This is a genomic window from Coprobacter secundus subsp. similis (genome assembly GCF_015097275.1).
Lineage (GTDB): Bacteria > Bacteroidota > Bacteroidia > Bacteroidales > Coprobacteraceae > Coprobacter > Coprobacter secundus.
The window spans coordinates 1,336,332-1,360,283 of the sequence record NZ_AP023322.1; the positions used below are offsets into that span (position 1 = coordinate 1,336,332).

At 37.4% G+C, this 23,952-nt stretch carries 18 protein-coding genes, 1 tRNA gene and 1 other RNA gene; 15 read left to right on the forward strand and 5 right to left on the reverse strand.

Annotated features, from left to right (window positions below):
* Window position 1: 1 nt before the first annotated feature.
* The 5 genes from Cop2CBH44_RS05240 to Cop2CBH44_RS05260 all read left to right on the forward strand — a co-directional run bounded on the left by Cop2CBH44_RS05240 (window position 2) and on the right by Cop2CBH44_RS05260 (window position 4,687).
* Complete coding sequence (locus Cop2CBH44_RS05240; RefSeq protein ID WP_087384152.1) at window positions 2–586, forward strand: HNH endonuclease; 585 nt, start codon at window positions 2–4, stop codon at window positions 584–586.
* Between the two features lie 3 nt (window positions 587–589).
* A complete protein-coding gene (locus tag Cop2CBH44_RS05245; RefSeq protein WP_200755678.1) occupies window positions 590–2,374 on the forward strand; it encodes an HsdM family class I SAM-dependent methyltransferase in 1,785 nt (594 codons plus the stop codon).
* Window positions 2,375–2,416: 42 nt separating this feature from the next.
* On the forward strand, window positions 2,417–2,599 hold the full coding sequence (locus tag Cop2CBH44_RS05250) for a hypothetical protein (RefSeq protein WP_022510850.1): 183 nt from the start codon (window positions 2,417–2,419) through the stop codon (window positions 2,597–2,599).
* A 483-nt stretch (window positions 2,600–3,082) separates the two neighbouring features.
* On the forward strand, window positions 3,083–4,327 hold the full coding sequence (locus tag Cop2CBH44_RS05255; protein ID WP_200755679.1) for a site-specific integrase: 1,245 nt from the start codon (window positions 3,083–3,085) through the stop codon (window positions 4,325–4,327).
* Between the two features lie 138 nt (window positions 4,328–4,465).
* A complete protein-coding gene (locus Cop2CBH44_RS05260) occupies window positions 4,466–4,687 on the forward strand; it encodes a helix-turn-helix domain-containing protein (protein ID WP_420838973.1) in 222 nt (73 codons plus the stop codon).
* Between the two features lie 111 nt (window positions 4,688–4,798).
* Here Cop2CBH44_RS05260 and Cop2CBH44_RS05265 read toward each other — a convergent pair whose 3' ends face one another.
* The gene (locus Cop2CBH44_RS05265; protein ID WP_200755680.1) at window positions 4,799–5,995 is read right to left on the reverse strand and encodes a site-specific integrase; all 1,197 of its coding nucleotides are present in this window, start codon (window positions 5,993–5,995) and stop codon (window positions 4,799–4,801) included.
* 260 nt (window positions 5,996–6,255) lie between these two features.
* Here Cop2CBH44_RS05265 and Cop2CBH44_RS05270 point away from each other — a divergent pair, with 260 nt between their 5' ends.
* Window positions 6,256–6,534 (forward strand): helix-turn-helix domain-containing protein, encoded by a 279-nt coding sequence (locus tag Cop2CBH44_RS05270; protein ID WP_200755681.1) that lies wholly within the window; start codon window positions 6,256–6,258, stop codon window positions 6,532–6,534.
* Between the two features lie 97 nt (window positions 6,535–6,631).
* Here Cop2CBH44_RS05270 and Cop2CBH44_RS05275 read toward each other — a convergent pair whose 3' ends face one another.
* Together Cop2CBH44_RS05275 and Cop2CBH44_RS05280 are read right to left on the reverse strand one after the other, a co-directional pair.
* Complete coding sequence (locus Cop2CBH44_RS05275) at window positions 6,632–7,867, reverse strand: site-specific integrase (protein WP_200755682.1); 1,236 nt, start codon at window positions 7,865–7,867, stop codon at window positions 6,632–6,634.
* A gap of 238 nt (window positions 7,868–8,105) precedes the next feature.
* Window positions 8,106–8,179 (reverse strand) — tRNA-Asp (locus Cop2CBH44_RS05280).
* 304 nt (window positions 8,180–8,483) lie between these two features.
* Here Cop2CBH44_RS05280 and Cop2CBH44_RS05285 point away from each other — a divergent pair.
* From Cop2CBH44_RS05285 to Cop2CBH44_RS05310, 6 genes are all read left to right on the forward strand, one after another.
* Window positions 8,484–10,190: a M23 family metallopeptidase gene (locus Cop2CBH44_RS05285; protein ID WP_200755683.1), complete on the forward strand. Its 1,707-nt coding sequence runs from the start codon at window positions 8,484–8,486 to the stop codon at window positions 10,188–10,190.
* 53 nt (window positions 10,191–10,243) lie between these two features.
* Complete coding sequence (locus Cop2CBH44_RS05290) at window positions 10,244–11,881, forward strand: dipeptidase (protein ID WP_021931565.1); 1,638 nt, start codon at window positions 10,244–10,246, stop codon at window positions 11,879–11,881.
* Between the two features lie 101 nt (window positions 11,882–11,982).
* Complete coding sequence (locus tag Cop2CBH44_RS05295) at window positions 11,983–13,731, forward strand: phospho-sugar mutase (protein ID WP_200755684.1); 1,749 nt, start codon at window positions 11,983–11,985, stop codon at window positions 13,729–13,731.
* 227 nt (window positions 13,732–13,958) lie between these two features.
* A complete protein-coding gene (locus Cop2CBH44_RS05300; protein ID WP_021931563.1) occupies window positions 13,959–15,224 on the forward strand; it encodes a putative DNA modification/repair radical SAM protein in 1,266 nt (421 codons plus the stop codon).
* Entirely contained in the window at window positions 15,221–15,988 is a 768-nt protein-coding gene (locus Cop2CBH44_RS05305; RefSeq protein WP_200755685.1) for a TIGR03915 family putative DNA repair protein, read from the forward strand. The genes Cop2CBH44_RS05300 and Cop2CBH44_RS05305 overlap by 4 nt, the downstream gene beginning before the upstream one ends.
* 115 nt (window positions 15,989–16,103) lie before the next feature.
* Window positions 16,104–16,568 (forward strand): TspO/MBR family protein, encoded by a 465-nt coding sequence (locus Cop2CBH44_RS05310; RefSeq protein ID WP_021931561.1) that lies wholly within the window; start codon window positions 16,104–16,106, stop codon window positions 16,566–16,568.
* Window positions 16,569–16,626: 58 nt separating this feature from the next.
* On the opposite strand, the gene Cop2CBH44_RS05315 is transcribed toward Cop2CBH44_RS05310, so the two are convergent.
* Window positions 16,627–17,997, reverse strand: coding sequence for a YihY/virulence factor BrkB family protein (locus tag Cop2CBH44_RS05315; protein ID WP_021931560.1), 1,371 nt, complete (start codon window positions 17,995–17,997; stop codon window positions 16,627–16,629).
* A 152-nt stretch (window positions 17,998–18,149) separates the two neighbouring features.
* Window positions 18,150–18,506: RNase P RNA component class A (rnpB, locus tag Cop2CBH44_RS05320), an RNA gene on the reverse strand.
* Window positions 18,507–19,297: 791 nt separating this feature from the next.
* Between rnpB and Cop2CBH44_RS05325 the strand changes: the two genes are divergently transcribed.
* The 3 genes from Cop2CBH44_RS05325 to Cop2CBH44_RS05335 all read left to right on the forward strand — a co-directional run bounded on the left by Cop2CBH44_RS05325 (window position 19,298) and on the right by Cop2CBH44_RS05335 (window position 23,952).
* Window positions 19,298–20,809 carry a Do family serine endopeptidase gene (locus Cop2CBH44_RS05325; RefSeq protein WP_021931558.1) on the forward strand — a complete coding sequence of 504 codons (1,512 nt, stop codon included), beginning with the start codon at window positions 19,298–19,300 and terminating at the stop codon, window positions 20,807–20,809.
* A gap of 258 nt (window positions 20,810–21,067) precedes the next feature.
* Window positions 21,068–21,928: a sigma-70 family RNA polymerase sigma factor gene (locus Cop2CBH44_RS05330; RefSeq protein ID WP_044230192.1), complete on the forward strand. Its 861-nt coding sequence runs from the start codon at window positions 21,068–21,070 to the stop codon at window positions 21,926–21,928.
* 527 nt (window positions 21,929–22,455) lie between these two features.
* Window positions 22,456–23,952, forward strand: a complete 1,497-nt coding sequence (locus tag Cop2CBH44_RS05335; protein WP_044230191.1) for a 2-isopropylmalate synthase — start codon at window positions 22,456–22,458, stop codon at window positions 23,950–23,952.

Below are 23,952 nucleotides of genomic sequence, written 5' to 3' on the forward strand. Positions count from 1 at the left end.
TATGTCAGATTTCAGAAAAATAACCCCTGCTCGTCGAGAATCAGTACCAGTATATAAGACTCATAACGAATATAAGCCATTGCTACGCGAAGATTTTCATCAACGCTGCGGTTATTGTGGGGATCATGAGTTCTTTAGGGATACTTATTATGAGGTTGATCATTTTGTCCCTAAAAAGAGCCTTGTGAACATATCTCCTACAGAATATTCTAATTTGGTTTATTCATGCCGATCTTGCAATAATTCCAAACGCGCAAAGTGGCCTACGGGGGATGAGAATATCCATAACGATGGGAAACAAGGTTTCATAGACCCTTGCGATGATGCTTACGCAGCACAATTTGAGAGACTGGCAGATGGCTCTATACACTCAATTACTGATCTTGGTGATTGGATGTGGTCTGCACTTAATTTTGGAAATCCTGCTCACCGAGTGAGATGGAAGTTAGAAGAAATTAAAATTATGCTTAAAGAATTAGATGAAGTGAACATTGATTCGTTGGAGGAACTAAGAGCCAAAGAAAAACTGAATAGATTATACCACAACCTAGAGGAACAATTAAGAGGAAAACCAAAATTTGACTAATCAATGAACTCTCAAATTTTCGCATATCTTAAACGAAAACAACTCACAGATACACGGACAGTTAATCGCCTGTTCGTGTCTTCTTTTGTGTCGCTTAGTGATCTGAAGATTGAGAATAATCATATTATAAAAGGATTGCTCATAGACAAGGATGATAAAGATTTTGACTTGTTGCAGGAATTTATATCAAAGATTCGCCATTTCCATCCTACACCAATGACAATAGAAGACATGATTAGTCTCTTTGAATTTGTCGTTTCGCCAGCTGACCGTATTGTAACAGGAGCCGTTTATACACCTAGGTCTGTAAGAAAAAAGATCATTGAAACTTGCTTAAATACAATGCCAAATGAACAAATGCAACATGTTCGTGTGGCAGACATCGCTTGTGGTTGTGGTGGTTTTTTAATGGATGTTGCATTGTTTCTACGCAATAATACAGGGAGGACATTTTGTGATATTTATCAAGAATCAATATATGGGATTGATGTCCAAGAGTATTCTGTGGAAAGGACAAAAATCCTGCTTTCACTTTTAGCCTTGCTTTATAATGAGGATTTAGACTTTGATTTCAATATTCTTCAAGCAGATACACTAGATTTTAACACAGCGGAATGGAATCAGACTTACACGCATTTTGATGTTATTGTTGGCAATCCGCCATACGTTTGTTCGCGCAATGTAGATGCTATCATAAAGGAAAAGATGTTGCAATATGAAGTTTGTCTGTCTGGACATCCAGATTTGTATATTCCTTTTTTCCAAATAGCAACGGAAATGCTTAATGATGGTGGAAAGTTGGGCTTCATCACAATGAATAGTTTTATCCGCTCAGTCAATGGTAGAGCTGTACGGAATTATTTTTCTCGTGGAATTCATGATATTTCAATATTGGATTTTCGTGGTTATCAGATTTTTCAAAAGAAAAGTACATATACATGTCTTTTCTTCCTCACAAAGAATCAAGCATCAGATACACTACATTATGCCGTTAATGAGAATGGAGATTTAAACATAACACCCAAATATACTAATATCTTATATGATCAACTTGATAACAAAAAAGGGTGGAGTCTCAATGATTTTGATGCAGTACGCCAAATGGAGTCCACAGGAATTCCTATTGGCAAATATTGTCAGTCTCGCCACGGTATAGCAACACTTAGTAACAAGACTTACATATTCAAACCTGTCGCAGAGGACGATAACTATTATTATTTGGAATCTAAAGATGGACGCTACCCTATAGAAAAAGCAATATGTAGAAATGTCATCAATTCCAACAAACTCAATTCGGAGGTTTCTTTCGAAAGCATTATCGAGAAATTGATTTTCCCATACTGTATTAATAAAGGGCGAGCTACAATTATTGAGGAGTCAGTCATGAAGACCATTTTTCCTTATACTTATACTTATCTTTTATCCCAACGCAAACAACTCGCTACACGTGACAAAGGCAAGACAGATAAGTATCCCACATGGTATGCCTATGGTAGAACTCAGTCGCTCATAATGCCAAGATATAAATTATTCTTTCCGAAGTTCGCAAACAAGCCTCTTCATTGCGTTTTGAAAGATGATGCAGACCTGATGCTATACAATGGCGTTGCATTTGTTAGCGATGACCTTGAAAAGTTGCAAGTCTTGAAAAGCGTTCTTGATAGTGATCTTTTTTGGAGCTATCTTGTCAAGAACGCAAAACCATATTCAACTGGATACTATTCGCTTAGTGGAGTTGATATTAAAAATTTTTGTATTCCTACTATTAAAAAAAGAAATGTGCCATAGTATAAAAAAACTCTAATAAGCTTTTTAAGCTATTTTTTTAAGATGAATACAGAAAAGAAAATTCTAAAAGAAAACGGTCTAACAAACATCGACGAACTCATAGATTCCCAGTTCGGCAAACTTGGAACATCGGAACGTGAAAGATTCCGTGAAGAAGCCCGTACTTATGTAAACGGACATGCTAAAACTGCGGAATGTAAGATTTCCCCAAAGGAACGGAAATAACCGACTTTTCCTGTCCATTCCGGCGAGCCGAAGAACACTACCTCCGTAACGTCAAATTCTTCTCTGATGCAGATGAAAAAAGGTGGTTATTTGAAAAGTCCGCACTTAGCAGTCTGATGTATCTGGTTGAATACTAATATCCTACAAGGTTCACCAGCAAATAATGTAGGAATTGAACCTATTTTTGTAAGCAATGCCGAACTACAAAGATGCAAACATTTGATAATAAACACATTACATACCATCCAATTACTCCAAGGCAGCTTGGGGCTCTGGGTTCGGGCCCCAGGCGGATCCGAACCTTTTTTTATGACCTAAACAAATATCTGAAAACTACATATTTACTTCATTTTCTTCTTTTATTGCATTTTATCTAAAACTATTAATAATCAACAATTACATTCCATTCAAAACCATAATCTATGTCTTATCCGTGTCCTATGCATCCGTCTGTGATATGGACACAATTAATATTTATTTCTTATGAGACATAGTTTTTCCATCTACTTCTATTTGAAACGTAGAAAACTTCAAAAAGACAGCAAGTCAACAATCATGCTCCGCATCATAGTCAACAACAAGGCCGCAGATGTAAGCCTGAAGATGTCCATCCTGCAGGAGCATTGGGACAAGCAGAACAGGCGTGTTTCCGACATGAATCCAGAAGCACACGACATCAATGCATACCTGGACAAAGTAAGTTCCACATTGCAACATCATTACCAACAGGCCCAACTGGAAGGGAAACAGCTTACGGCAAGAATGCTGAAACAACGCTTCATGACCACAGGATCCAACCCGCATTCCCTTTTGGAGATATTTGACAAACAGGTGAAAGATGCGGACAGGCTGGCACATGCCGGACAAATCAGCATGTCCCATTCCAACAGACATAAACTAGTCTACAGGCGGCTTGAGGAGTTCTGCAAGAAAATGGGCAGACAAGATATGCCACTGGAACAGTTCAACCGGCAGATGATACACGAACTAGAACTTTTCTTCAGGACTGACTGCAGGCTATCAATCAATACAACAGCCAAGATGATGAGTATGGTAAGAAAAGGAATCCTATGGGCATACCGGTGCGGAATTATCCTGACCAATCCGTTCTCAACTTACCGAATAAAGAAGGAAGAAAGCCAGAAACAATACCTGAACAGGCAGGAAATAATAAGGATAATGGGCAAGCGGCTGGATATTCCTAGACTGGCTTCCATCCGTGACATATTCATCTTCAGCTGCTTCACAGGCATCTCCTACTCAGACATCTGTCGGTTGAGAAAGGATCAAATCATTTCAGATTCTGACAAAAGCATGTATATCCATCTGTACAGGACCAAGACCAACCACCCCGCATTCATCCCTCTCCTTCCCCAAGCCAAGAAAATAGCAAGTTTTTACATAAGAAAAGGCGAATCGGAATACCTATTCCCGACCATCTCGAACCAGAAAAGCAATGCCTACCTTAAAGAGCTTGCCGACATCTGCCATATAAGAAAAAGGGTGACATTTCATGTGGCCCGGCACACGTTCGCCGTGACCGTCTGTCTGGAAAACGGACTTCCAATAGAAACACTTTCCAAAATGCTCGGACATACCAATTTGAGGGTTACACAAGCCTATGCCAAAATCACATACAGAAAAGTCACGGAGGACATGAAGGTATTAAAGAACAAGCTGAAGGACTGGAAGCCGGAATCCGGTCCGATGAAATCTGATGACATTTAATGAAATCTGATGACAACAGGCTCCGGCGGTTTGCAGCGGCATGGGAATGCGGATATCTTTGTTTCAAACCAAAAAGAACATTTTATGGGAACAATCATCACCAGATCAGACAAGGAAGTGCTTCATTTCTTCGATGAAATGAAAAGGGTATCGGACCTCATCGACCATTTGCCAATGGACAACCAGCACTTATTGGACGGGGAAAACTATCTGACAGATACGGAACTAGCCGGAAAGCTCAAGCTAAGCAAGCGTACGCTGCTGGACTACAGAAGCTGCGGCATATTGCCTTATTACCAGATAGGAGGAAAAATCCTATACCGGGAAAGCGATATCGTACGACTGCTGGAAAAGAACTGAAAAGAAGCGTTCTGACATCCGGTTTTGTTTATTGGAAAGGCTATACCACCACATCTGTTGGAGTATAGCCTTTCACTTTATCAGGGTATTGTATGTTCCACTTCATACCTTTCAGGAATTCCTTTCCTGAGCCTGCATATAATGGCGCAACATATAGTCGGAAGAATAGCCAAGCATTTCCCTGACGTGTTCTTTGGGAATCCGGTTGGCCAGGGTGACTGTCGCAGCAAATGTATTGCGGGCCATCTGGGTGGTCAGACGCTTGGAAATCCGACACCGCACTGCCACCTCTTTCAGGTATTCATTCATTTTCTGGACTGACGGGACAGGAAAACACGGACCTTCCGGATTCATCGGATTCCAGCCTCTGTATTTCTCCAACAGGACCATTGCCGGTTTAAGAAGAGGAACACGGCTTGTACAACTGTCTCCAACCTCCGCTCCTTCAGCACGTGTCCTGCAAATCCACAGTGTTCCCTCGTCATCCCTAAACAAGTGCGACGGACAAAGGGTGCTTATCCCCTGATAGGAAAGTCCGGTGAGAGCGCAGAAGACGAACACATCCTTCACCCGCTCCAAACGTCCGGCTAGCATATCCGTTTCCATCACTGTTCTCAGTTCATCCCAGTCCAGAAAAGAAGGGTAAGTCTCCTCCTTTACGCACAACTGTCCCAGTTCCTCCAAAAACTTGCCATGTTCCATCCAGCCCTTCTGCTGAGCCACCTTGAGAACCTTACGGAAACACTCCAGATATTTAGCCGCCGTATTCCGGGCCAGCCCACGGGTTTCCTTCAGATACCTTTCAAATGCCGTGATGAACTTCCTGTCCAGTTCGGAGAATGCGACGTCCTCCTTATTGTAAACATCCCGTATGACTGTCTCCACCAATCCGTGACACCTGTTGTAACGTGCCAAGGTGACAGGATGTAAATCCCCGGGAGAAGCCGCCCATCTGTCTATACATTCCTTCATGGCCTTCAGAACCAGATGCCGTCCTTCCCTGGCATACAAAATATCTAGAATTTTCTTCGGAGTCAGTCTTTCCCCATCATACACGGAATTCTTATGGATGACATATATTCTGTCCCTCAGTGTCTCAAGATACATGTTCAGCTCTGCCGAACTCCGCCCCCTTCCCTTGCTACGCATCTTCGCATTGTCCCATAACTCCACCGGTATAGAGCGCTGGATACGGATTTCATCCCGCTGTCCATTGATTGTCACCCGAAGAACGACCGGTGCTTCACCGTTCTTCAACAACTTGTTCTTCAAGATAAAGAACATTACATTCAGTGTGTTGCCTTTCATACGTTCTGTTTTGGTACAAACTTAGTAAATACACTGAAATACAGTACTATGCAAAATTACGCAATATAACGAAGTATGATACATGCCTTTCCTGAATATGGCTGTACTCCCCAGATTCAACAATCGGATATTTCTGAAAGACCGGTTCCTGCAACAGACAACATGAGACATCTGATGACTTGTGCTGCCATCTGATGACATGGTATTGGCCAGCCAGGCCATACCGTCTATCTTTGCCTCAAACCAAACAACTATACTTTATGGAAATCGTAAACATTGAAGCCGGTACTTTCAAAGAAATGATAACATCCATCCGACTGCTGAAAGAAAAACTGGAAAACCTCAAAGGCAGGAAAACCTCAAAGAGTCTGGATGACTGGATGGACAATCAGGAAGTATGCATGACACTGAACATATCGCAGAGAACACTGCAGGCCATGAGAAGCAACGGTACCTTGTCCTTCTCCCAGATTGACCGGAAAACCTATTATCGGAGACAGGATGTTATCAGACTGATTGAAAAAGGGAAGAAGAGATAATCCCGGTAAAAGCGAGGCCAATCCATACAAGCAGACAACTCTTCCTTATGTAAAAGGCTATACCTCACTGTGCGTTGTGAAGTATAGCCTTTTCTGATTATCCGAAGACCCGGGCGACATCCTGCATGTCCTTCATGATACTGTTGTCCAACACACGGGCATAATGCTGTGTCATGCGGGTTGAAGAATGGCCGAGCATCTTCGACACATTCTGCAGGGCGACATCGTTGGCAAGGGTAACAGTCGTCGCGAACGTGTGCCGGGCCACATGGACGGTCAGCCGCTTGTTTACCCGGCACAGAGTGGCTATCTCTTTCAGGAACTCGTTCATCTTCTGGTTCGACGGAATCGGGAAACAGGGACCTTCAGGATTTTCCGGATTCCAGTCCTTGTATTTCTCCAGAATGACAAGTGCGGGTTCCAGAAGCGGGACATTGCAGGTACAGCTTTCCTTATGAGTAGTAATCTTTACGCGGGCTTTGTGTATCCACAGTTTCCCCTCATTGTCCTTGTAAAGATGTGCCGGACACAAAGTCTTCACATCAATGTACGACAGGCCGGTCAGACAGCAGAACAGGAAAAAATCCTTCACGGTGTTCAGACGTGTCGTGGAAAAGTCCTTCTCCATAATCCGTTTCAGTTCTTCCAGGGTCAGGAACGTAAGACACGTTTCTTCCTTCCGGAACAGACGCTTGCGTTTTCCGGTCAACGGGTCCAGTTCCAGCCATCCGTTTTCCCGGGCCAGTCCGAGAAATTTGCGGAAACAGCTCATATACTTGGTCAGGGTATTCTGGGAAAGCTTGCGTACCGTCCTCAGATGCATCTCAAACCGGTCGATGAATTCCCCATTCAGTTCATGGAATGTAATATCCTCTTTCCTGTAGAAATCCTTAATGACCGTCTGCAACGATTCATAACAGTTGTTATAACGTGAAATGGTGGAGGGCTGGTACTCCGTACCGATCAGGGAAATCCAGTCATCGATACATTTCCGCATAGTCTGCAAAACCAGATGCCGTTCCTCTTTAGAGAATAACTTTATCAGAAGATTCTTTGGGGTAATCAGGGCTTCCCGACAGAGAAGTTCCTTGTGAATCTGATACAGCCTTACTTTTAATGCCTCGATATAGCTGTTCAGTTCCGTTGAACTCCGGTCTTTTCCTTTGCTGCGTTCCTTCACATTGTCCCATAACTTCAACGGAACAGAACGTTGAATCCGAACTTCATCCAATTGTCCGTTAATTGTCACCCGCAGAAAAATCGGTGCCTCGCCGTTTTTCTTTAGTCTGCTCTTACGGATAAAGAACAGAACTTTCATTGATTCCTGTTTCATACCACTTTATTTACGTTGTAAAATTAGAAAATGAGGAACAGGAAAATCCTACGCAAAAACATGATAATCAATGAAGTATTATACATTTCAGGTGCTTTTTTATTGTCCCTAAAAAAGGACCCTGAATTTGCACCTGACAAACTTCATAGAAACGCTATATTCTGCTTCCGCCCGGAAACAAAAAAGCCCTGATTCTGTTGTGAATCAGAGCTTTTCCTAATTTTGCTTTGTAAGCTTGCGGTGCGGACGGGACTCGAACCCGCGACCCCATGCGTGACAGGCATGTATTCTAACCAGCTGAACTACCGCACCCTTTACTACAAGAACGCACCCGTTCTCTTTTGCGTCTGCAAAGGTATATTAAATTTTTTAATTCAGCAAAAGTTCTACAGTTTTTTTATTTCACTCATTTCTTTATCAAAAAAATTTTTCCCACTAAAAAATTGATTTGCAGAAAATAATATGTTTAAAAAATTCATCACAAACATCTTTTTATTCAAAAAACAATAATCTTCCTCTTTAATTTTTATCCTTTTTATCCTTATATTCAATTTCTAAACTTTCATCCTTTTGTTATTTTTCGTATTTTTGTATCTCCTCAAAAAAATGCTTAATTATGAAATATTCCCTATTGTTTCTTTTCTTTTGTATCATACCGACTTACTTGTCAAATATTTATGCAAAGGATACAATTACCATAAAATCACCTCTAAAAATACCTCTATTACTAAGCGGAAATTACGGAGAATTAAGAAACAATCACTTTCACACAGGCCTTGATTTTAAAACTCAAGGTCGAACAGGATTACCTATATATGCTGCTGATAAAGGATATGTATCACGTATCAGCGTATCACCTTACGGCTATGGTTTAGCTCTTTATATAGACCATCCATCTGGCATAACTACTGTCTATGGGCATCTCGACCGCTTTGCTCCTTATATTGACAAAATAGTGAAACAAAAACAATATGAAGAAGAAAGTTTTTCCGTAAATTTTTATTTAAAAAAAGATGAATTAAAAGTAGAGCAAGGACAACTTGTAGCTTATAGCGGTAACACAGGAAGTTCTGGAGGGCCGCATTTACATTTCGAAATGCGTCATACAGAATCAGAAAATCTCATCAATCCTGCTCCTTATTTTAAAAATAAATTAGTTGACACCAAATGTCCCTCCGTTCGTTCCATAGCGATTTACCCTGTAAAAGGTAAAGGTGTTATCAATGGAAGTTCTCATAGAAAAATAGCAACTCCTGCTATAGAAACTTCCGAGAAATACATTATTAATGATACTTTCACAGCTTGGGGTGACATTTACTTTGGTATTAAAGCTTACGACTATATGAACAATACATCAAACATATATGGTATTTATTCGCTGAAAATATTTGTTGATAATTCCCCAATCTATTCCTTTGAAATCAATGATCTTTCGTTCGATGTAAACCGAGCAGTAAATTCTCTTATCGATTATGCCGACTGGAAAAATAACAAGTCATTTTACATGCGTTCATATGTAGCCCCGGGAAATCAATTACCTATTTACACAAATGTCATAGACCGAGGTATATTCAAAATTCAACAAGAAAAAGACTACCAGATTCGATATGAGCTTTCTGACATATACGGCAATACTTCCGTTGTTAACATGATAATAAAAGGGCGTAAACAAGATATCCCCGACACAACATTTCCACAAAACTCATATCATTTGCCTTATCACAAAAAAAACATAATTAAAGGAAAAGGTATATACTGGGAACTACCACAAGGAGCACTTTATGAAAACATCGACTTAAAATATGGATACAACAATGAATACTCCGAATATTTCTCACCAGTATACACATTAGGGGAAGAGAATATTCCTCTTCATACTTACACAACCTTAAAAATACAGATTACCAAAGATACAATCCAAGACAAAAAACAATACTACGTTGCTCGATTGGGCAAAAAAGGCGAATCCGCATTTTGTGGCAATTATGAAAATGGATATATAACTGTATCAGTCCGAGACTTGGGACGCTTTACTGTTAAGGTAGATAGTATACCACCTACAATCACACCTTTAACTCCAGAAAAATGGGGACGATCAGGACGTATTCGACTCCGAATCGGAGATACACAAAGTGGAATAAAATCTTTCCGAGGAGAAATTGACGGAAAATTTGTCATATTTTCAATGGATGGAAAAACCTCAATTGCTCAGCATACTCTAGAAACACCACGCACTGTTCGTGGGAAAAAACACAGTCTACATTTCGAGGTAATAGATTCTTGTGGTAATATAAAACAATACAAAAAAGAATTTTATTGGTAATCAATCAAATACGAATACAACTGTTAAACAAATAAATTGAAAATATAAAACATATGAAAAAATTCTTTATTCTATTCGCAACAATCTGTTGTTGGCATATAACAAATACCGACGCTTGTACCAGTCTATTAGCTGGCCGTGGAGCGACAACAGACGGTAGCACATTCATCACATATGCTGCAGATTCTCACACCCTGTATGGCTCATTAGTCTATATCCCTGCAGCTCATTATCCTGAAAATACAATGTTTGAAGTCAAAGAATGGGATACAGGAAAGCCTCTTGGCCATATACCTCAAGTAGAGTCGACATATGCTGTTATGGGAAACATGAATGAATACCAACTATCAATCACTGAATCTACGTGGGGAGGACGTCCAGAATTGGTAGACACTACAGGAATAATAGATTACGGTAGCCTTATGTTTATTACATTGCAAAGAGCCAAGACTGCTCGTGAAGCCATAAAAGTAATGACAGACTTAGTAAAAAAACATGGTTATTACAGTTCCGGAGAATCTTTTTCTATTGCTGACCCTAATGAGGTATGGATAATGGAAATGATAGGTAAAGGTGTGCATAACAAAGGAGCCGTATGGGTCGCTGTACGTATTCCAGACGATTGTATTTCAGCTCATGCCAATCAAGCACGTATCCACACATTTCCATTAGATGATAAAGACAATTGTGTTTATTCTCCCGATGTAATCTCTTTTGCTCGAGAAAAAGGATATTTCGATGGACTAAACAAAGATTTCAGTTTCGCCAATGCATATGCACCTGCTGATTTTGGAGCTCTCCGTGGGTGTGAAGCAAGAGTCTGGTCATTTTTCCGTAAATTCAATAATACGATGGATGATTACCTATCTTATATCAACGGAGAATCCAAAACACCAATTCCTCTATATGTAAAACCTAATCGAAAACTATCGGCTCAAGACATGAAAGACGCTATGCGCGACCATTTTGAAAATACTCCTTTCGACATGACTCAAGATGTAGGCGCCGGACCGTTTAAAGTCCCATATCGTTTTCGCCCTATGACTTTTACTGTAGATAGTGTCGAATATACACAAGAAAGAGCCATTGCGACCCAACAAACCGGATTTACACTGGTAGCACAAATGCGCAACTGGTTACCTGATGCTGTCGGCGGTGTGCTTTGGTTTGGAGTAGACGATACCAACACTTGCGTATATATACCTATCTATTGTAGTGCCACTGAAGTTCCCGAATGTTTTAATCCTAAAAACGGCAGTCTATACAAACTTTCATGGACCTCTGCATTCTGGATACACAATTGGGTAGCAAATATGGCATATGCCCGATACAATTATATGATAAAAGATATACGGCCAGTACAGCAACAATTGGAAAATGAGTTCAATACTTGGCAACCATCCATAGAGAAAGCGGCAATCGACCTATATAAAAATGATAAAGATGCAGCTATACGTTTTCTCACGACTTATAGTGTAGCCCAAGCTCAAAGATCAACTGCACGCTGGAAAGAATTGGGTGAATACTTGATGGTAAAATATTTGGATGGAAATATAAAGAGAGAAAGAGATGGACAATTTATGGATAATGGTTATGGATTGCCCGAATCACCAGAATTCCCCGGGTATTCGGAAGAATATTATCGAGCAGTTGCCAAAGATGCGGGAGAACGGCTAAAAGTAAGATTTTAATTCTACAAATAGAATTATCTTTATCGAAACCATTAATTTCGAAAAATTAGTATTAAATTTGTATATTGCGTTTAGGAATTTTATACACTAACATTTTAGATATGGAAAACGAAACATTATTGAAAGAAGTTACAGCGAAAGCTCAGACTTGGTTAGGACAAGGATATGACGAAAAGACAAAAGCCGAAGTTCGTCGCATGCTTGAAAATGAAGATAAAACCGAACTGATTGAATCTTTCTATAAAGACCTGGAATTTGGAACAGGTGGTTTGCGTGGTATTATGGGTGCTGGAACAAATCGTATGAATATATATACAGTAGGCGCTGCTACTCAAGGATTATCAAATTACCTAAAAAAAGAATTTGCAGATTTACCCCAAATCAAAGTCGTAATCGGACACGATTGTCGAAATAACAGCCGCTTATTCGCTGAAACTTCTGCTGATATATTTTCTGCAAATGGAATCAAGGTTTACCTTTTTGAATCTTTACGCCCTACTCCCGAAATGTCTTTTACCATACGCGAATTAGGATGTCAAAGTGGAATTATACTTACTGCATCACACAATCCTAAAGAATATAACGGATATAAAGCGTACTGGAATGATGGAGCCCAAATGATTTCACCTCATGATAAAAACACGATAGCTGAAGTAAACAAAATCCGCTCGGTAGAAGATATAAAATTTAAAGGTAATCCTAATTTAATAGAAATAATCGGAGAAGAAATAGACAAATTATTCCTCGAAAGAATTAAAACTTTATCTTTAAGCCCCGAAGCAATCGAACGACATAAAGACATGAAGATTGTTTATACTCCAATACATGGTACCGGTGTGAAACTGATTCCTGCAGTTTTAAAGGAATATGGATTTAGTAACATCATTCATGTCCCCGAACAAGATATAGTCAGTGGAGATTTTCCGACAGTGGTCTCTCCCAACCCTGAAGAACCGGCTGCTTTAGACATGGCTATCAAAAAAGCTCAAGAAACAGGAGCTGAATTAGTCTTAGCTTCAGACCCAGATGCAGACCGGATAGGTATTGCTGTTAAAAATGACAAAGGCGAATTCATCTTGGTTAATGGTAACCAAATTGCAATGATATTCTTAAACTATCTTATCACTCGGTATCGGGAATTAGGACGACTAACAGGAAACGAATATATTGTAAAAACAATAGTTACTACAGAATTGATTAAGAATATTGCCGATAAAAACAATGTGAAGTATTTTGACTGTTACACCGGATTCAAATGGATTGCAGCCGTAATACGAGAAAATGAAGGCAAAATGAAATATATCGGTGGAGGTGAAGAAAGCTATGGATTCCTCGCTGAAGATTTCGTTCGCGACAAAGACGCTGTATCTGCCTGCGCTTTAATGGCTGAAATTGCAGCCTGGGCTAAAGATAATGGAAAGACTATGTATGAAATGTTACAGGACATTTATCTAACCTACGGATATGCAAAACAAAAGGGTATCTCTGTTGTCCGCAAAGGGAAATCCGGAGCTGAAGAAATTGAGGCGATGATGAAAAATTATCGCAATAACCCAATGAAAGAAATTGCCGGCTCTAAGGTCATCTTAGTCAAAGATTATGCAACTTTGGTAGCTAATGATCTCACAGAAAATGAAAAATATACCATTGATATGCCTACTACATCAAATGTATTACAATATTTTACAGAAGATGGAACCAAAGTTTCTATCCGGCCATCAGGAACTGAACCTAAAATCAAGTTCTATATTGAAGTAAAAGGAGAATTGAAATCTCGAGAAGATTACGAAAAGGCAGATGCTGCAGCTGACAAAAAAATAGAAGCAGTCAAATTATCCTTAGGAATTTAATTCTAAAATCAATATTTATAAGAAAAAGGAGTTAGGACATTTCCAACTCCTTTTTCTTAATCTTCTCAGACAAAAATTCTATCCTTATAATATTTTATTCTGCTTCAGCCAACTTGTATTTATAACGTTTAACCATTAATATTTACACAATCGTTAATCCATTCTAATTTAGATAAAACCCAAAGAATATTCTTACTTTTGCAATTCTATTTATTTCCTTATCAAGGATGAACACAAATGTCCTCAATAAACTAAAGATTCTAGCGGAATCTGCGAAATATGACGTTTCATGTGCTTCCAGTGGAGTATCTCGTTCCTATAAAAAAGGAGGAATCGGAGATACCAGCGGATGGGGCATCTGTCATAGTTTCACAGAGGATGGCCGATGTATTTCGTTACTAAAGATAATGCTTACCAACAATTGCATTTATGACTGCGCCTATTGTATAAACCGGAGAAGTAATGATTTGCCAAGAGCAACATTTTCAGTGAACGAATTGGTCAATTTGACTATTGAATTTTATAGAAGAAATTATATTGAAGGATTATTTCTAAGTTCCGGAGTTGTGCGCAACCCAGACTATACAATGGAAAGACTTGTCAAAGTAATAAAAGACCTACGTTCGATACACCGATTTAATGGATACATCCATATGAAAAGTATTCCAGGTGCTAGTCAAGAACTGGTCAAAGAAGCTGGACTTTATGCCGACAGACTGAGTGTCAATATAGAAATTCCCAATGAAAAAAGTCTACGACAATTAGCTCCTGAAAAAGATTTCAAAAGTATACTGGAACCCATGCAATATATACAACAAGGAGTTTTACAAAGTGTTGAGGAACGAAAAAAATATAGGTATGCTCATCGATTTGCACCTGCAGGACAAAGTACACAAATGATTATAGGAGCTACGACAGATACAGACAAAGATATCCTGCAACTTTCTTCAGCCTTTTATCAAAAGCCAACAATGAAGCGAGTTTACTATTCCGGATATATTCCTGTTAATGAATATGACAAGAGATTACCTATGCTAAAGCATCCTCCATTGATAAGAGAAAATCGTTTATATCAAGCTGACTGGTTGCTTCGTTTCTATTCTTTCAGAGTAGACGAGATAGTAAATGATACATTCCCTGATTTGGATCTTGACATAGATCCCAAATTATCATGGGCTTTACGCCATCCTGAATACTTTCCAATAGACATTAATCGAGCTGATTATGAAATGTTGTTACGAGTGCCTGGAATAGGCATAAAATCTGCAAAATTGATTATTGTATCGCGCCGTCACGGGAATTTGGGAACATATCAACTAAAAAAAATAGGTATCATTATGAAAAAAGCTCAATATTTTATTACTTGTCGAGAACTTCCACCAAAAACTATACATGAAATGTCTCCCAATTTTATCAAAAACTTATTTATCTCCAAGCCTAAAAACAACCCCAGAAACCTACAACTAAATATTCCTTTTGATTCAGCAGAATGACAATTTTCATATATGATAAAACTTTTGAAGGGTTACTAACCTGTATATTCGACGCTTATTTTAAAAAAAGCTTCCCCGATTTTCTTTTATCCGAAAAAGATTCTCTACCCTTGTTTTATGATGAACTAATTACTATATATACTGACAATGAAAAATCGAGCCGTGTATGGATATGTCTGCAACATAAATTGTCCAAATTAGCACTTTCTTGTTTAGCTGCCTGTTGGCTTTCAGAATTGCCAAATATTGACATTATTATGTTCAGATATATACATAAAGTTATAGATGCTAAACAATCTATTGAATTAAATTTTGGAGATCCCGATGTTCTCGAAATAAGTAAAATAGGAAGAAAAGTCGGGCAAGAAAAAGGTAGAATCATTCAATTCCTTCGTTTTCAAAAAACCATTGACGGAATTTATTTTGCTGCAATAGAACCTCTTTATAATGTCCTATCATTAGTTATTGAACATCTGAAAAGAAGATTTAAAGACCAAAAATGGCTTATTTATGACATGAAACGCAACTATGGTTATTATTATGACTTATCCGAAGTAAAAGAAATAACTTTTGATAACCTCAAAGATATCCAATTTATTTCAGGTCTACTAAATGAAAATATCATGGATAAAGATGAGAAATTATTCCAACAGCTTTGGAAAGAATACTTCAAAGCAACCACAATACAAGAACGTATAAATCCCAAACTTCATCGTCAAAACATGCCCGTTCGCTTCTGGAAATATCTTATCGAAAAGCATTAGAAAATACACCTGATTTATATCCATATCATATAATAATTTGTTTCTCTTTTTTATTATTTTCCTATTTGTAAAAACAAACTAAACAGTATTTCTGTTATTACAGAAAAACAATATTATGAAAAAGTTAGCCAATATTCTCATTCCCATATTTATTTGTTTTCTGGTGGGATTAACAGCAAATTTTTTTCAATCAACGTCGATACACGAATGGTACCCCCATTTAAATAAACCTTCGCTAACACCTCCGAATATCGTCTTCCCTATAGCTTGGACATTCCTTTATATATGCATGGGACTTTCGATCGGACTAATCATTAGTTCAAAATCTTCTGAAAAAAAGAATATGATATGGTTATTTATCATTCAATTATTTTTCAATTTTTCATGGAGTATCCTATTCTTCTATCTACGCAACCCTCTATGGGGCTTAGCAAACATTATAATACTTGATATTGCTGTTATATATTATACTTGCAAAAGCTTTAAAATAAACAAAATCAGTTCCGCTTTATTTTTTCCGTACATACTATGGCTAATTTTTGCAACTTACCTAAATCTTTATATCTTTTGGTACAACTAATTAAATATAAAGTCAAGAATAAGCCTCCCACCATTTGCCTAAAAATATTCCGCCAACATTACTTTAACGGCAACGGTTCATTCAAATTCATATTCTTTAATAAAATATGATCAGCAACTTTGTACATTTCTTCCCTTGAGTGTATCAGGGATTCCCACTGGTCATGATAGAGATAATCTTGATCAATCTTAAAATTTTCAGACCCTAATCGATCAATACGGGACAACAATAATCCAACTGTTATCCGATTTATATCCATTGCCGGCTGATAAGCTAAAACTCGTTCATCATCAGTAGCTGTTTCTATCAGAATATTTATCTTAACCAAAAGATATAATATTTGCCCTGTAAGTTTAATGGGTATATGATATAAATTAGATATTTCTTCACTGGTAAGAGGACTTTTTCCACTTTCAAATCGCTTAACCACTACAGACGCAATCAGTATAGAAAAAAAATCTTTATATCTACGGCTTATATTTTTAGTATCGCTTTCAAAATTATAATTCTGAATATTTTGGGCCGAAAAAGACAATACTGCCCCAAACAAACAAATAAGCCAAGAAAGTTGCATCCACAAAAGAAATAACGGAAGGAATGCAAAACTCCCATAAATAGCATTATACTTAGATACCCAAATTTGTCCACTAATATATACATATTGAAAAATCTGAAAAGCGGTTCCACATATAATACCTGCAACAAATGCATTCAAAAATTTTACTTTCGTATTAGGAACCAGTATATATATACCTGTAAAAAGAAGGCATGTAAGAAAATAAGGAGCAAAAGATAAAAGGTTACGAACCAAAGGACTAATAAAATTGAGATAGACACTATTGTTTATGCCTGACGAAACAAAAATAGACAAACCACTGGAAGCAATCATCAAAATAGGCAAAATAACAAACATTGAGGTATAATCGGTAATCTTTCTATAAAATGAACGGTTTTTCTTTACTTGCCATATATCATTTAGAACATTTTCAACATTTCCCATCAAACTTATTACCGTCCAAAACAAAAAAATCAATCCTATTCCTACAAAAACTCCACTTTGGGCCTGATTAAGATAAGCATCCACAAATGTAAGGACATGAGACAAGGCTTCTTTTTGTGCTGGAATGTAATCAAACAACTGGCTTTGTATGATATTTTGAAATCCAAAACCCTTCGCTATTGCAAAAATCAAGGCTAAAGCCGGAACTACAGCCAATAATGTACTATATGTCAAAGCCGAAGCTTTTGACATAAGATCATCTTCAATAAAACGGCGTATCGATATATAGATAGTTTTAACCAAATTAATCAATCTCTGGCGAGTACCCGACACTTCATTCTCTGTAATACGCCACATATCTTCGAGTACAAATTTAAGTCCCCAATGAAAATATTGTTTTAAACGCTCTATGATTGATATCTTTGCCATTTTTCTAACCATTAATTAAGGAAAGATTACAGTAACCCATTTATATATATCGTCATTATCTTTATTTCCTTTCTAAATAAAGAAACAAACGTATATCCTCTAAAACAAATAATACCTTATTTTGTATTTTCTGACATCTTTTTTTATAGAAAAAATACAGTAGGCCGATAAGCCGGGTTCTGTACCTTCATTTCAAAAGGAATCTGTCATTTATCTTGACTTTATGTTACCATAAAGCTCTAGCGGTTTACCCCCCGACATCGGACGAGCAGCCCTACAACGTCGGTATACATAACCTTACAACCCATAAGATGTACGGCTCTTTATGTTACCATAAAAACCGGTAAGCTCTTACCTCACCTTTTCACCCTTACCTTTTTTCAAAGGCGGTTATTTTCTGTTACATTACTCTACCCTCACGGATAGCTTCCCGTTAAGAAATATGGTGCTCTGTGTTGCCCGGACTTTCCTCATATGTAAAAAACATAAGCGACAGATTGTCCTACTGTATTTTGTACAAAGATACACCTTCAGCTCGGCTTATGCAAACATTAGTATCGGAATCTGATTAACTTTAAGCTTAATACAAAATATACTTTTTATACTAAAATATAACAGGAGCAATATCCTATCAAAAAATTTTTCTGTATCAACTTCTACCGAATAATCAATTTTGGAGTACTACTCTATAATTTTTACTGTAGTAACAAATTATAAATAATCGAATATTTTGACATGTAATAATATCATCTTACATCTCTAATCAATTCTCGAAAAAAGAAGAAATAGAACTTTAAACGTAACCCTCTACATTATTTCTACTCAATTAATATAAATCAGGTCTATAATGAAAAATATATATTCACTGTCTGACAAAATCTATAAAACAGCGCACCATTATCATTTAATATCAATCCAACTAATCCCAAAATAAAAAATACAGACATAAATATATATTTTTTCCATATTCCAACTTAATATATTCTATGAAATATAAGACCATTTCAGTTCATCTCATTATGTATTCATTTTTCAATTCTTACAACACAATCAAATAAACCATAATTTGTCAGTTATTTGATACTATTAATTATAAATACAGACTTTATGTCAGTAAAACACAGCAACTTTGTCGGGTCTCCAATCATATTTGCGTTAAGTGCTGTTAAGTCGGTATGTGTGCTATTAAAAGTTTATAAAATTCATGACAGTATAGAATAAACGCACGAATATTGTATTAAATTTAACGACTGAAATATTTAAAACGAACATTAATTTAACATTTGAATAAAACAGAATTATGGAAGATTACAGAAAAAAACTATTAAGTTTCGCTCTTGTTGCTCTTATTAGTTCGGGCATCTCAATCGGTGCTTATTCATTACTAAATGCATCAAAATCAATAAGAAATAGCAGTAGTATTGAAAATGAATCCGTTTTTGCCAGACCAGTAGGGTATTCGATGACCTCACATGCTCCAGCTGTAGAAACAGATTTTACAAAAGCAGCGGAAAGTACAGTAAATGCTGTAGTAAGTATAAAATCGACAACAAACACAAAAGCTCAGCAACAAGGTATGATGCCAGACCCTTTCTTTGAATTCTTTTTTGGACAAAGAGGTAATGGTAATATGCAACCCCAACCACGTGTCGGTATGGGGTCGGGAGTTATTATCTCGACTGACGGATATATCGTAACCAATAACCATGTAATAGACGGTGCTGATATATTAGAAGTGACCCTGAATGACAAACGGTCTTTTAATGCAAAAGTCATAGGAACAGATCCTTCTACAGACCTTGCATTATTAAAAATAGAAGCTAAAGACCTTCCTATCATTACTTTTGGAGATTCTGATAAATTGAAGGTAGGAGAATGGGTATTAGCTGTAGGTAATCCTTTCCAATTAACCTCTACTGTAACCGCCGGTATTGTAAGTGCTAAGGCCCGTTCCTTAGGGATAATCTCAAGTAATAGTAAAAATCATACTATGGGGCTCGAATCATTTATCCAGACTGATGCTGCAGTAAATCCGGGAAACAGCGGTGGAGCATTAGTTAATACCAATGGTGAATTAGTTGGAATCAATACTGCTATATATTCCGAAACAGGGGCCTATTCAGGATACTCATTCGCTATCCCTACAAGTATTGTAAGTAAAGTGATTACCGATTTAAAACAATACGGAACTGTACAAAGAGCAGTCTTAGGTATCGCTATACGTCCTATAAACTCTGAATTGGCAAAAGAAAAAGATATTGATGTACAGGACGGTGCATATGTAGAAGAAGTAAACGAACGTAGTGCTGCAATGGAAGCAGGAATAAAGAAGGGAGACATTATCAAAGCTATTAATGGCGTCAAAATTAAAAATGTTGCCGAACTACAAGAACAGGTCAACCGCTATCGTCCAGGTGACAAAATCAAAGTAACTATCGTGCACAATAAACAAACAAAAGACATTGAAGTTACGTTGAAAAATAGCCAGGGCAATACAACTGTAAGTAAAGCTGTTGGCATAGATTCTTTAGGGGCAGCCTTCAAAGAATTGAAAGACAAGACACGTCAAGAATTGAATATCCGTTATGGTGTACAAGTTGACGGTATTAAAGCCGGTAAATTCCAAGCTGCCGGAATAAGAAATGGATTTATTATCCTCCGCATCAACAACACCCCTGTATCATCTGTAAGCGATGTCGAAGATATATTCAACAGTATTATGAAAGGGAACAATAGGGATAAAGTAATGTTTATCACAGGTATTTATCCTAACGGTAAAACCGGATACTATGCAGTTGATTTGACTGAATAACTTGCACGAAGATATAAAGAACAATAACAAAGCACAACCTTTTGCCTAATTATAACCAGAAGGTTGTGCTTTTATCAAATCATAAGAATGGCTATAACGCAATAAAATCAGAAACAAATCGTTATTATAAGTGTTGTACCTATAAACGCTAAAAACAAATATAATTTATATTCTACTTACTATATTATTTATATGGTATAAGGATTGAATATTGGTAAAAAAGCGTTATATTTGCACTCCAAATTTTCATTTTGCAAAATGAGACAATTAAAGATTACAAAATCAATTACCAACAGGGAAAGTGCTTCTCTTGACAAGTATCTTCAGGAAATCGGACGCGAAGACTTGATTACAGTTGAGGAAGAGGTTGAACTTGCCCAGCGTATTAAGAAAGGCGACCGAGTTGCTTTGGAAAAGCTGACTCGAGCAAATTTACGTTTCGTTGTATCAGTAGCTAAACAGTACCAAAATCAAGGATTGAGTCTTCCAGACCTTATCAACGAAGGGAATTTAGGACTAATTAAAGCTGCTGAAAAATTTGATGAAACCAGAGGTTTTAAGTTTATTTCTTATGCGGTGTGGTGGATTCGTCAATCAATTCTTCAAGCCTTGGCAGAACAGTCCCGTATCGTTCGTTTGCCGCTGAACCAAGTAGGCTCACTAAACAAAATAAGTAAAGCCTTTTCTAAATTTGAGCAGGAAAATGAACGTCGACCTTCACCAGAAGAGCTTGCTGATGAGTTGGACATCCCCGTAGATAAAATCTCTGACACAATGAAAGTATCTGGCCGTCATATTTCGGTAGATGCTCCATTTGTCGAAGGAGAAGATAATAGTCTGTTGGATGTATTGGTTAACGACGATTCCCCAATCGCCGACCGTTCACTTATTAACGAGTCTCTTGCTAAAGAAATTGACAGAGCTCTTGCTACACTGACCGAAAGAGAAAGTGATATTATCAAAATGTTTTTCGGTATTGGATGTCAGGAAATGACACTGGAAGAAATCGGCGATAAATTCGGCCTTACAAGAGAGCGCGTACGCCAGATTAAAGAAAAAGCCATTAGAAGATTAAGACAAAGTTCTCGTAGCAAATTGCTAAAAACGTATTTGGGATAATTGCAAATGAGATTATCAAAAAAAGCACCTAAGTATAGGTGCTTTTTTATTTTTGACCTTGTAGCCCAAAGTAACTGAATTTGCATAAGTATACTATTGAATAAAGAAAAAATAGAAAAACATCTACATTATTACAATAAAACTTTACCTCCCTCCGTAAAAAATTGATAATGAATACAAAAAGAAGAGCAAATACTTACAATTTAATATAAAATAGAAGCTATCATCTTACAAGATATAATTTTTTATCACAAAAAAGTATCATTTTTATTTTGAGATTAAAAAACTATCTATATATTTGCAATCAAAATAAAGCAAACAATACTTTATCATTATAAAAAATGAGACACTTTATTGATCTACTACTCGGTCTAAATATTATTATTCTATCGGGATTTACCGAAAGGATGTGAGCGGGTACAAACCTTTTACAAAAGGGAAATCAATAAAAGAAAAATACAAACCTTTCTCACACCATGTGCAGAAAGGTTTTTTTTATGGCAACAACAAAATAAAATTAAATACAAATGAGTGACAGATTATTTATTTTCGATACTACTTTACGAGACGGAGAACAAGTACCAGGCTGCCAATTGAACACAGTTGAGAAAATCCAGGTAGCAAAAGCGTTAGAAGGATTAGGCGTAGATGTTATTGAAGCGGGATTTCCTGTATCCAGTCCAGGCGATTTCAAATCAGTTGTCGAAATCTCAAAAGCTGTTACATGGCCTACAATTTGCGCATTGACACGTGCTGTAGAAAATGACATAAAAGTTGCTGCCGATGCTCTTGAATATGCCAAACATAAAAGAATACATACTGGTATCGGGACCTCTGACTATCACATAAAATACAAATTTAATTCTACTAGGGAAGAAATTATTGAACGAGCTGTTGCTGCCGTAAAATATGCCAAAAAGTTTGTGGAAGATGTACAGTTTTATGCTGAAGACGCAGGCCGTACCGATAATGAATACTTAGCACGTGTGATAGAAGCTGTAATCAAAGCAGGAGCTACCGTTGTCAATATTCCTGATACTACTGGATATTGCCTGCCCGATGAATTCGGCCGAAAAATTAAATTCCTTAAAGAAAACGTAAAGGGAATAGACAATGTCGTAATTGCCACGCATTGTCATAACGATTTGGGTATGGCTACAGCCAACACTATTTCGGGTATTATGAATGGAGCCCGACAAGCTGAAGTAACTATCAATGGTATAGGTGAGCGGGCAGGGAATACTTCACTTGAAGAAGTAGCTATGATTTTTAAAAGTCATCACGAAACAAATATTGTAACAAATATAAATACCCAAAAAATCTATGGTATCAGTCGTATGGTTTCAAGTCTGATGAATATGCCTGTACAACCCAATAAAGCAATTGTCGGAAGAAATGCATTCGCCCATTCTTCAGGAATACATCAAGATGGTGTATTGAAAAATCGGGAAAGCTATGAAATCATAGATCCTAAAGATGTTGGTATAGATGAAAATTCTATCGTACTGACAGCTCGTAGTGGACGGGCAGCACTAAAACATCGGTTACATATATTAGGGGTAGAATTAGATAAAGAAAAGCTGGACAAAGCATACGAAGATTTTTTAAAGTTAGCTGACCGGAAAAAAGATATCAATGATGACGATGTACTGATGTTAGTCGGAAAAGAGCGTTCTGCAAATGCCCGCATCCGTTTAGAATATCTACAAGTAACTTCCGGTGTCGGTGTACGCCCGGTAGCCAGTATTTGTCTTGATATTGCCGGAGAAAAATTCGAAGCTGCAGCCTCAGGCAATGGACCAGTCGATGCTGCAATTAATGCCGTAAAACAAATTATTCATCGTAAAATGACTGTACAAGAATTTCTCATACAAGCTATTACCAAAGGAAGTGATGATGTAGGTAAAGTACACATCACTGTTTCTTACGAAGGGGCTCACTACTACGGATTTTCAGCCAATACCGACATTGTAGCAGCTTCTGTAGAAGCTTTTATAGATGCTATTAACAAATTCATTATTTAA

Coding starts and splice junctions, on each gene's coding strand:
- Cop2CBH44_RS05240 (WP_087384152.1), top strand. CDS start 2: ATGTCAGATTTCAGAAAAATAACCCCTGCTCGTCGAGAATCAGTACCA.
- Cop2CBH44_RS05245 (WP_200755678.1), top strand. CDS start 590: ATGAACTCTCAAATTTTCGCATATCTTAAACGAAAACAACTCACAGAT.
- Cop2CBH44_RS05250 (WP_022510850.1), top strand. CDS start 2,417: ATGAATACAGAAAAGAAAATTCTAAAAGAAAACGGTCTAACAAACATC.
- Cop2CBH44_RS05255 (WP_200755679.1), top strand. CDS start 3,083: ATGAGACATAGTTTTTCCATCTACTTCTATTTGAAACGTAGAAAACTT.
- Cop2CBH44_RS05260 (WP_420838973.1), top strand. CDS start 4,466: ATGAAAAGGGTATCGGACCTCATCGACCATTTGCCAATGGACAACCAG.
- Cop2CBH44_RS05265 (WP_200755680.1), bottom strand. CDS start 5,995: ATGAAAGGCAACACACTGAATGTAATGTTCTTTATCTTGAAGAACAAG.
- Cop2CBH44_RS05270 (WP_200755681.1), top strand. CDS start 6,256: ATGGAAATCGTAAACATTGAAGCCGGTACTTTCAAAGAAATGATAACA.
- Cop2CBH44_RS05275 (WP_200755682.1), bottom strand. CDS start 7,867: ATGAAACAGGAATCAATGAAAGTTCTGTTCTTTATCCGTAAGAGCAGA.
- Cop2CBH44_RS05285 (WP_200755683.1), top strand. CDS start 8,484: ATGAAATATTCCCTATTGTTTCTTTTCTTTTGTATCATACCGACTTAC.
- Cop2CBH44_RS05290 (WP_021931565.1), top strand. CDS start 10,244: ATGAAAAAATTCTTTATTCTATTCGCAACAATCTGTTGTTGGCATATA.
- Cop2CBH44_RS05295 (WP_200755684.1), top strand. CDS start 11,983: ATGGAAAACGAAACATTATTGAAAGAAGTTACAGCGAAAGCTCAGACT.
- Cop2CBH44_RS05300 (WP_021931563.1), top strand. CDS start 13,959: ATGAACACAAATGTCCTCAATAAACTAAAGATTCTAGCGGAATCTGCG.
- Cop2CBH44_RS05305 (WP_200755685.1), top strand. CDS start 15,221: ATGACAATTTTCATATATGATAAAACTTTTGAAGGGTTACTAACCTGT.
- Cop2CBH44_RS05310 (WP_021931561.1), top strand. CDS start 16,104: ATGAAAAAGTTAGCCAATATTCTCATTCCCATATTTATTTGTTTTCTG.
- Cop2CBH44_RS05315 (WP_021931560.1), bottom strand. CDS start 17,997: ATGGCAAAGATATCAATCATAGAGCGTTTAAAACAATATTTTCATTGG.
- Cop2CBH44_RS05325 (WP_021931558.1), top strand. CDS start 19,298: ATGGAAGATTACAGAAAAAAACTATTAAGTTTCGCTCTTGTTGCTCTT.
- Cop2CBH44_RS05330 (WP_044230192.1), top strand. CDS start 21,068: ATGAGACAATTAAAGATTACAAAATCAATTACCAACAGGGAAAGTGCT.
- Cop2CBH44_RS05335 (WP_044230191.1), top strand. CDS start 22,456: ATGAGTGACAGATTATTTATTTTCGATACTACTTTACGAGACGGAGAA.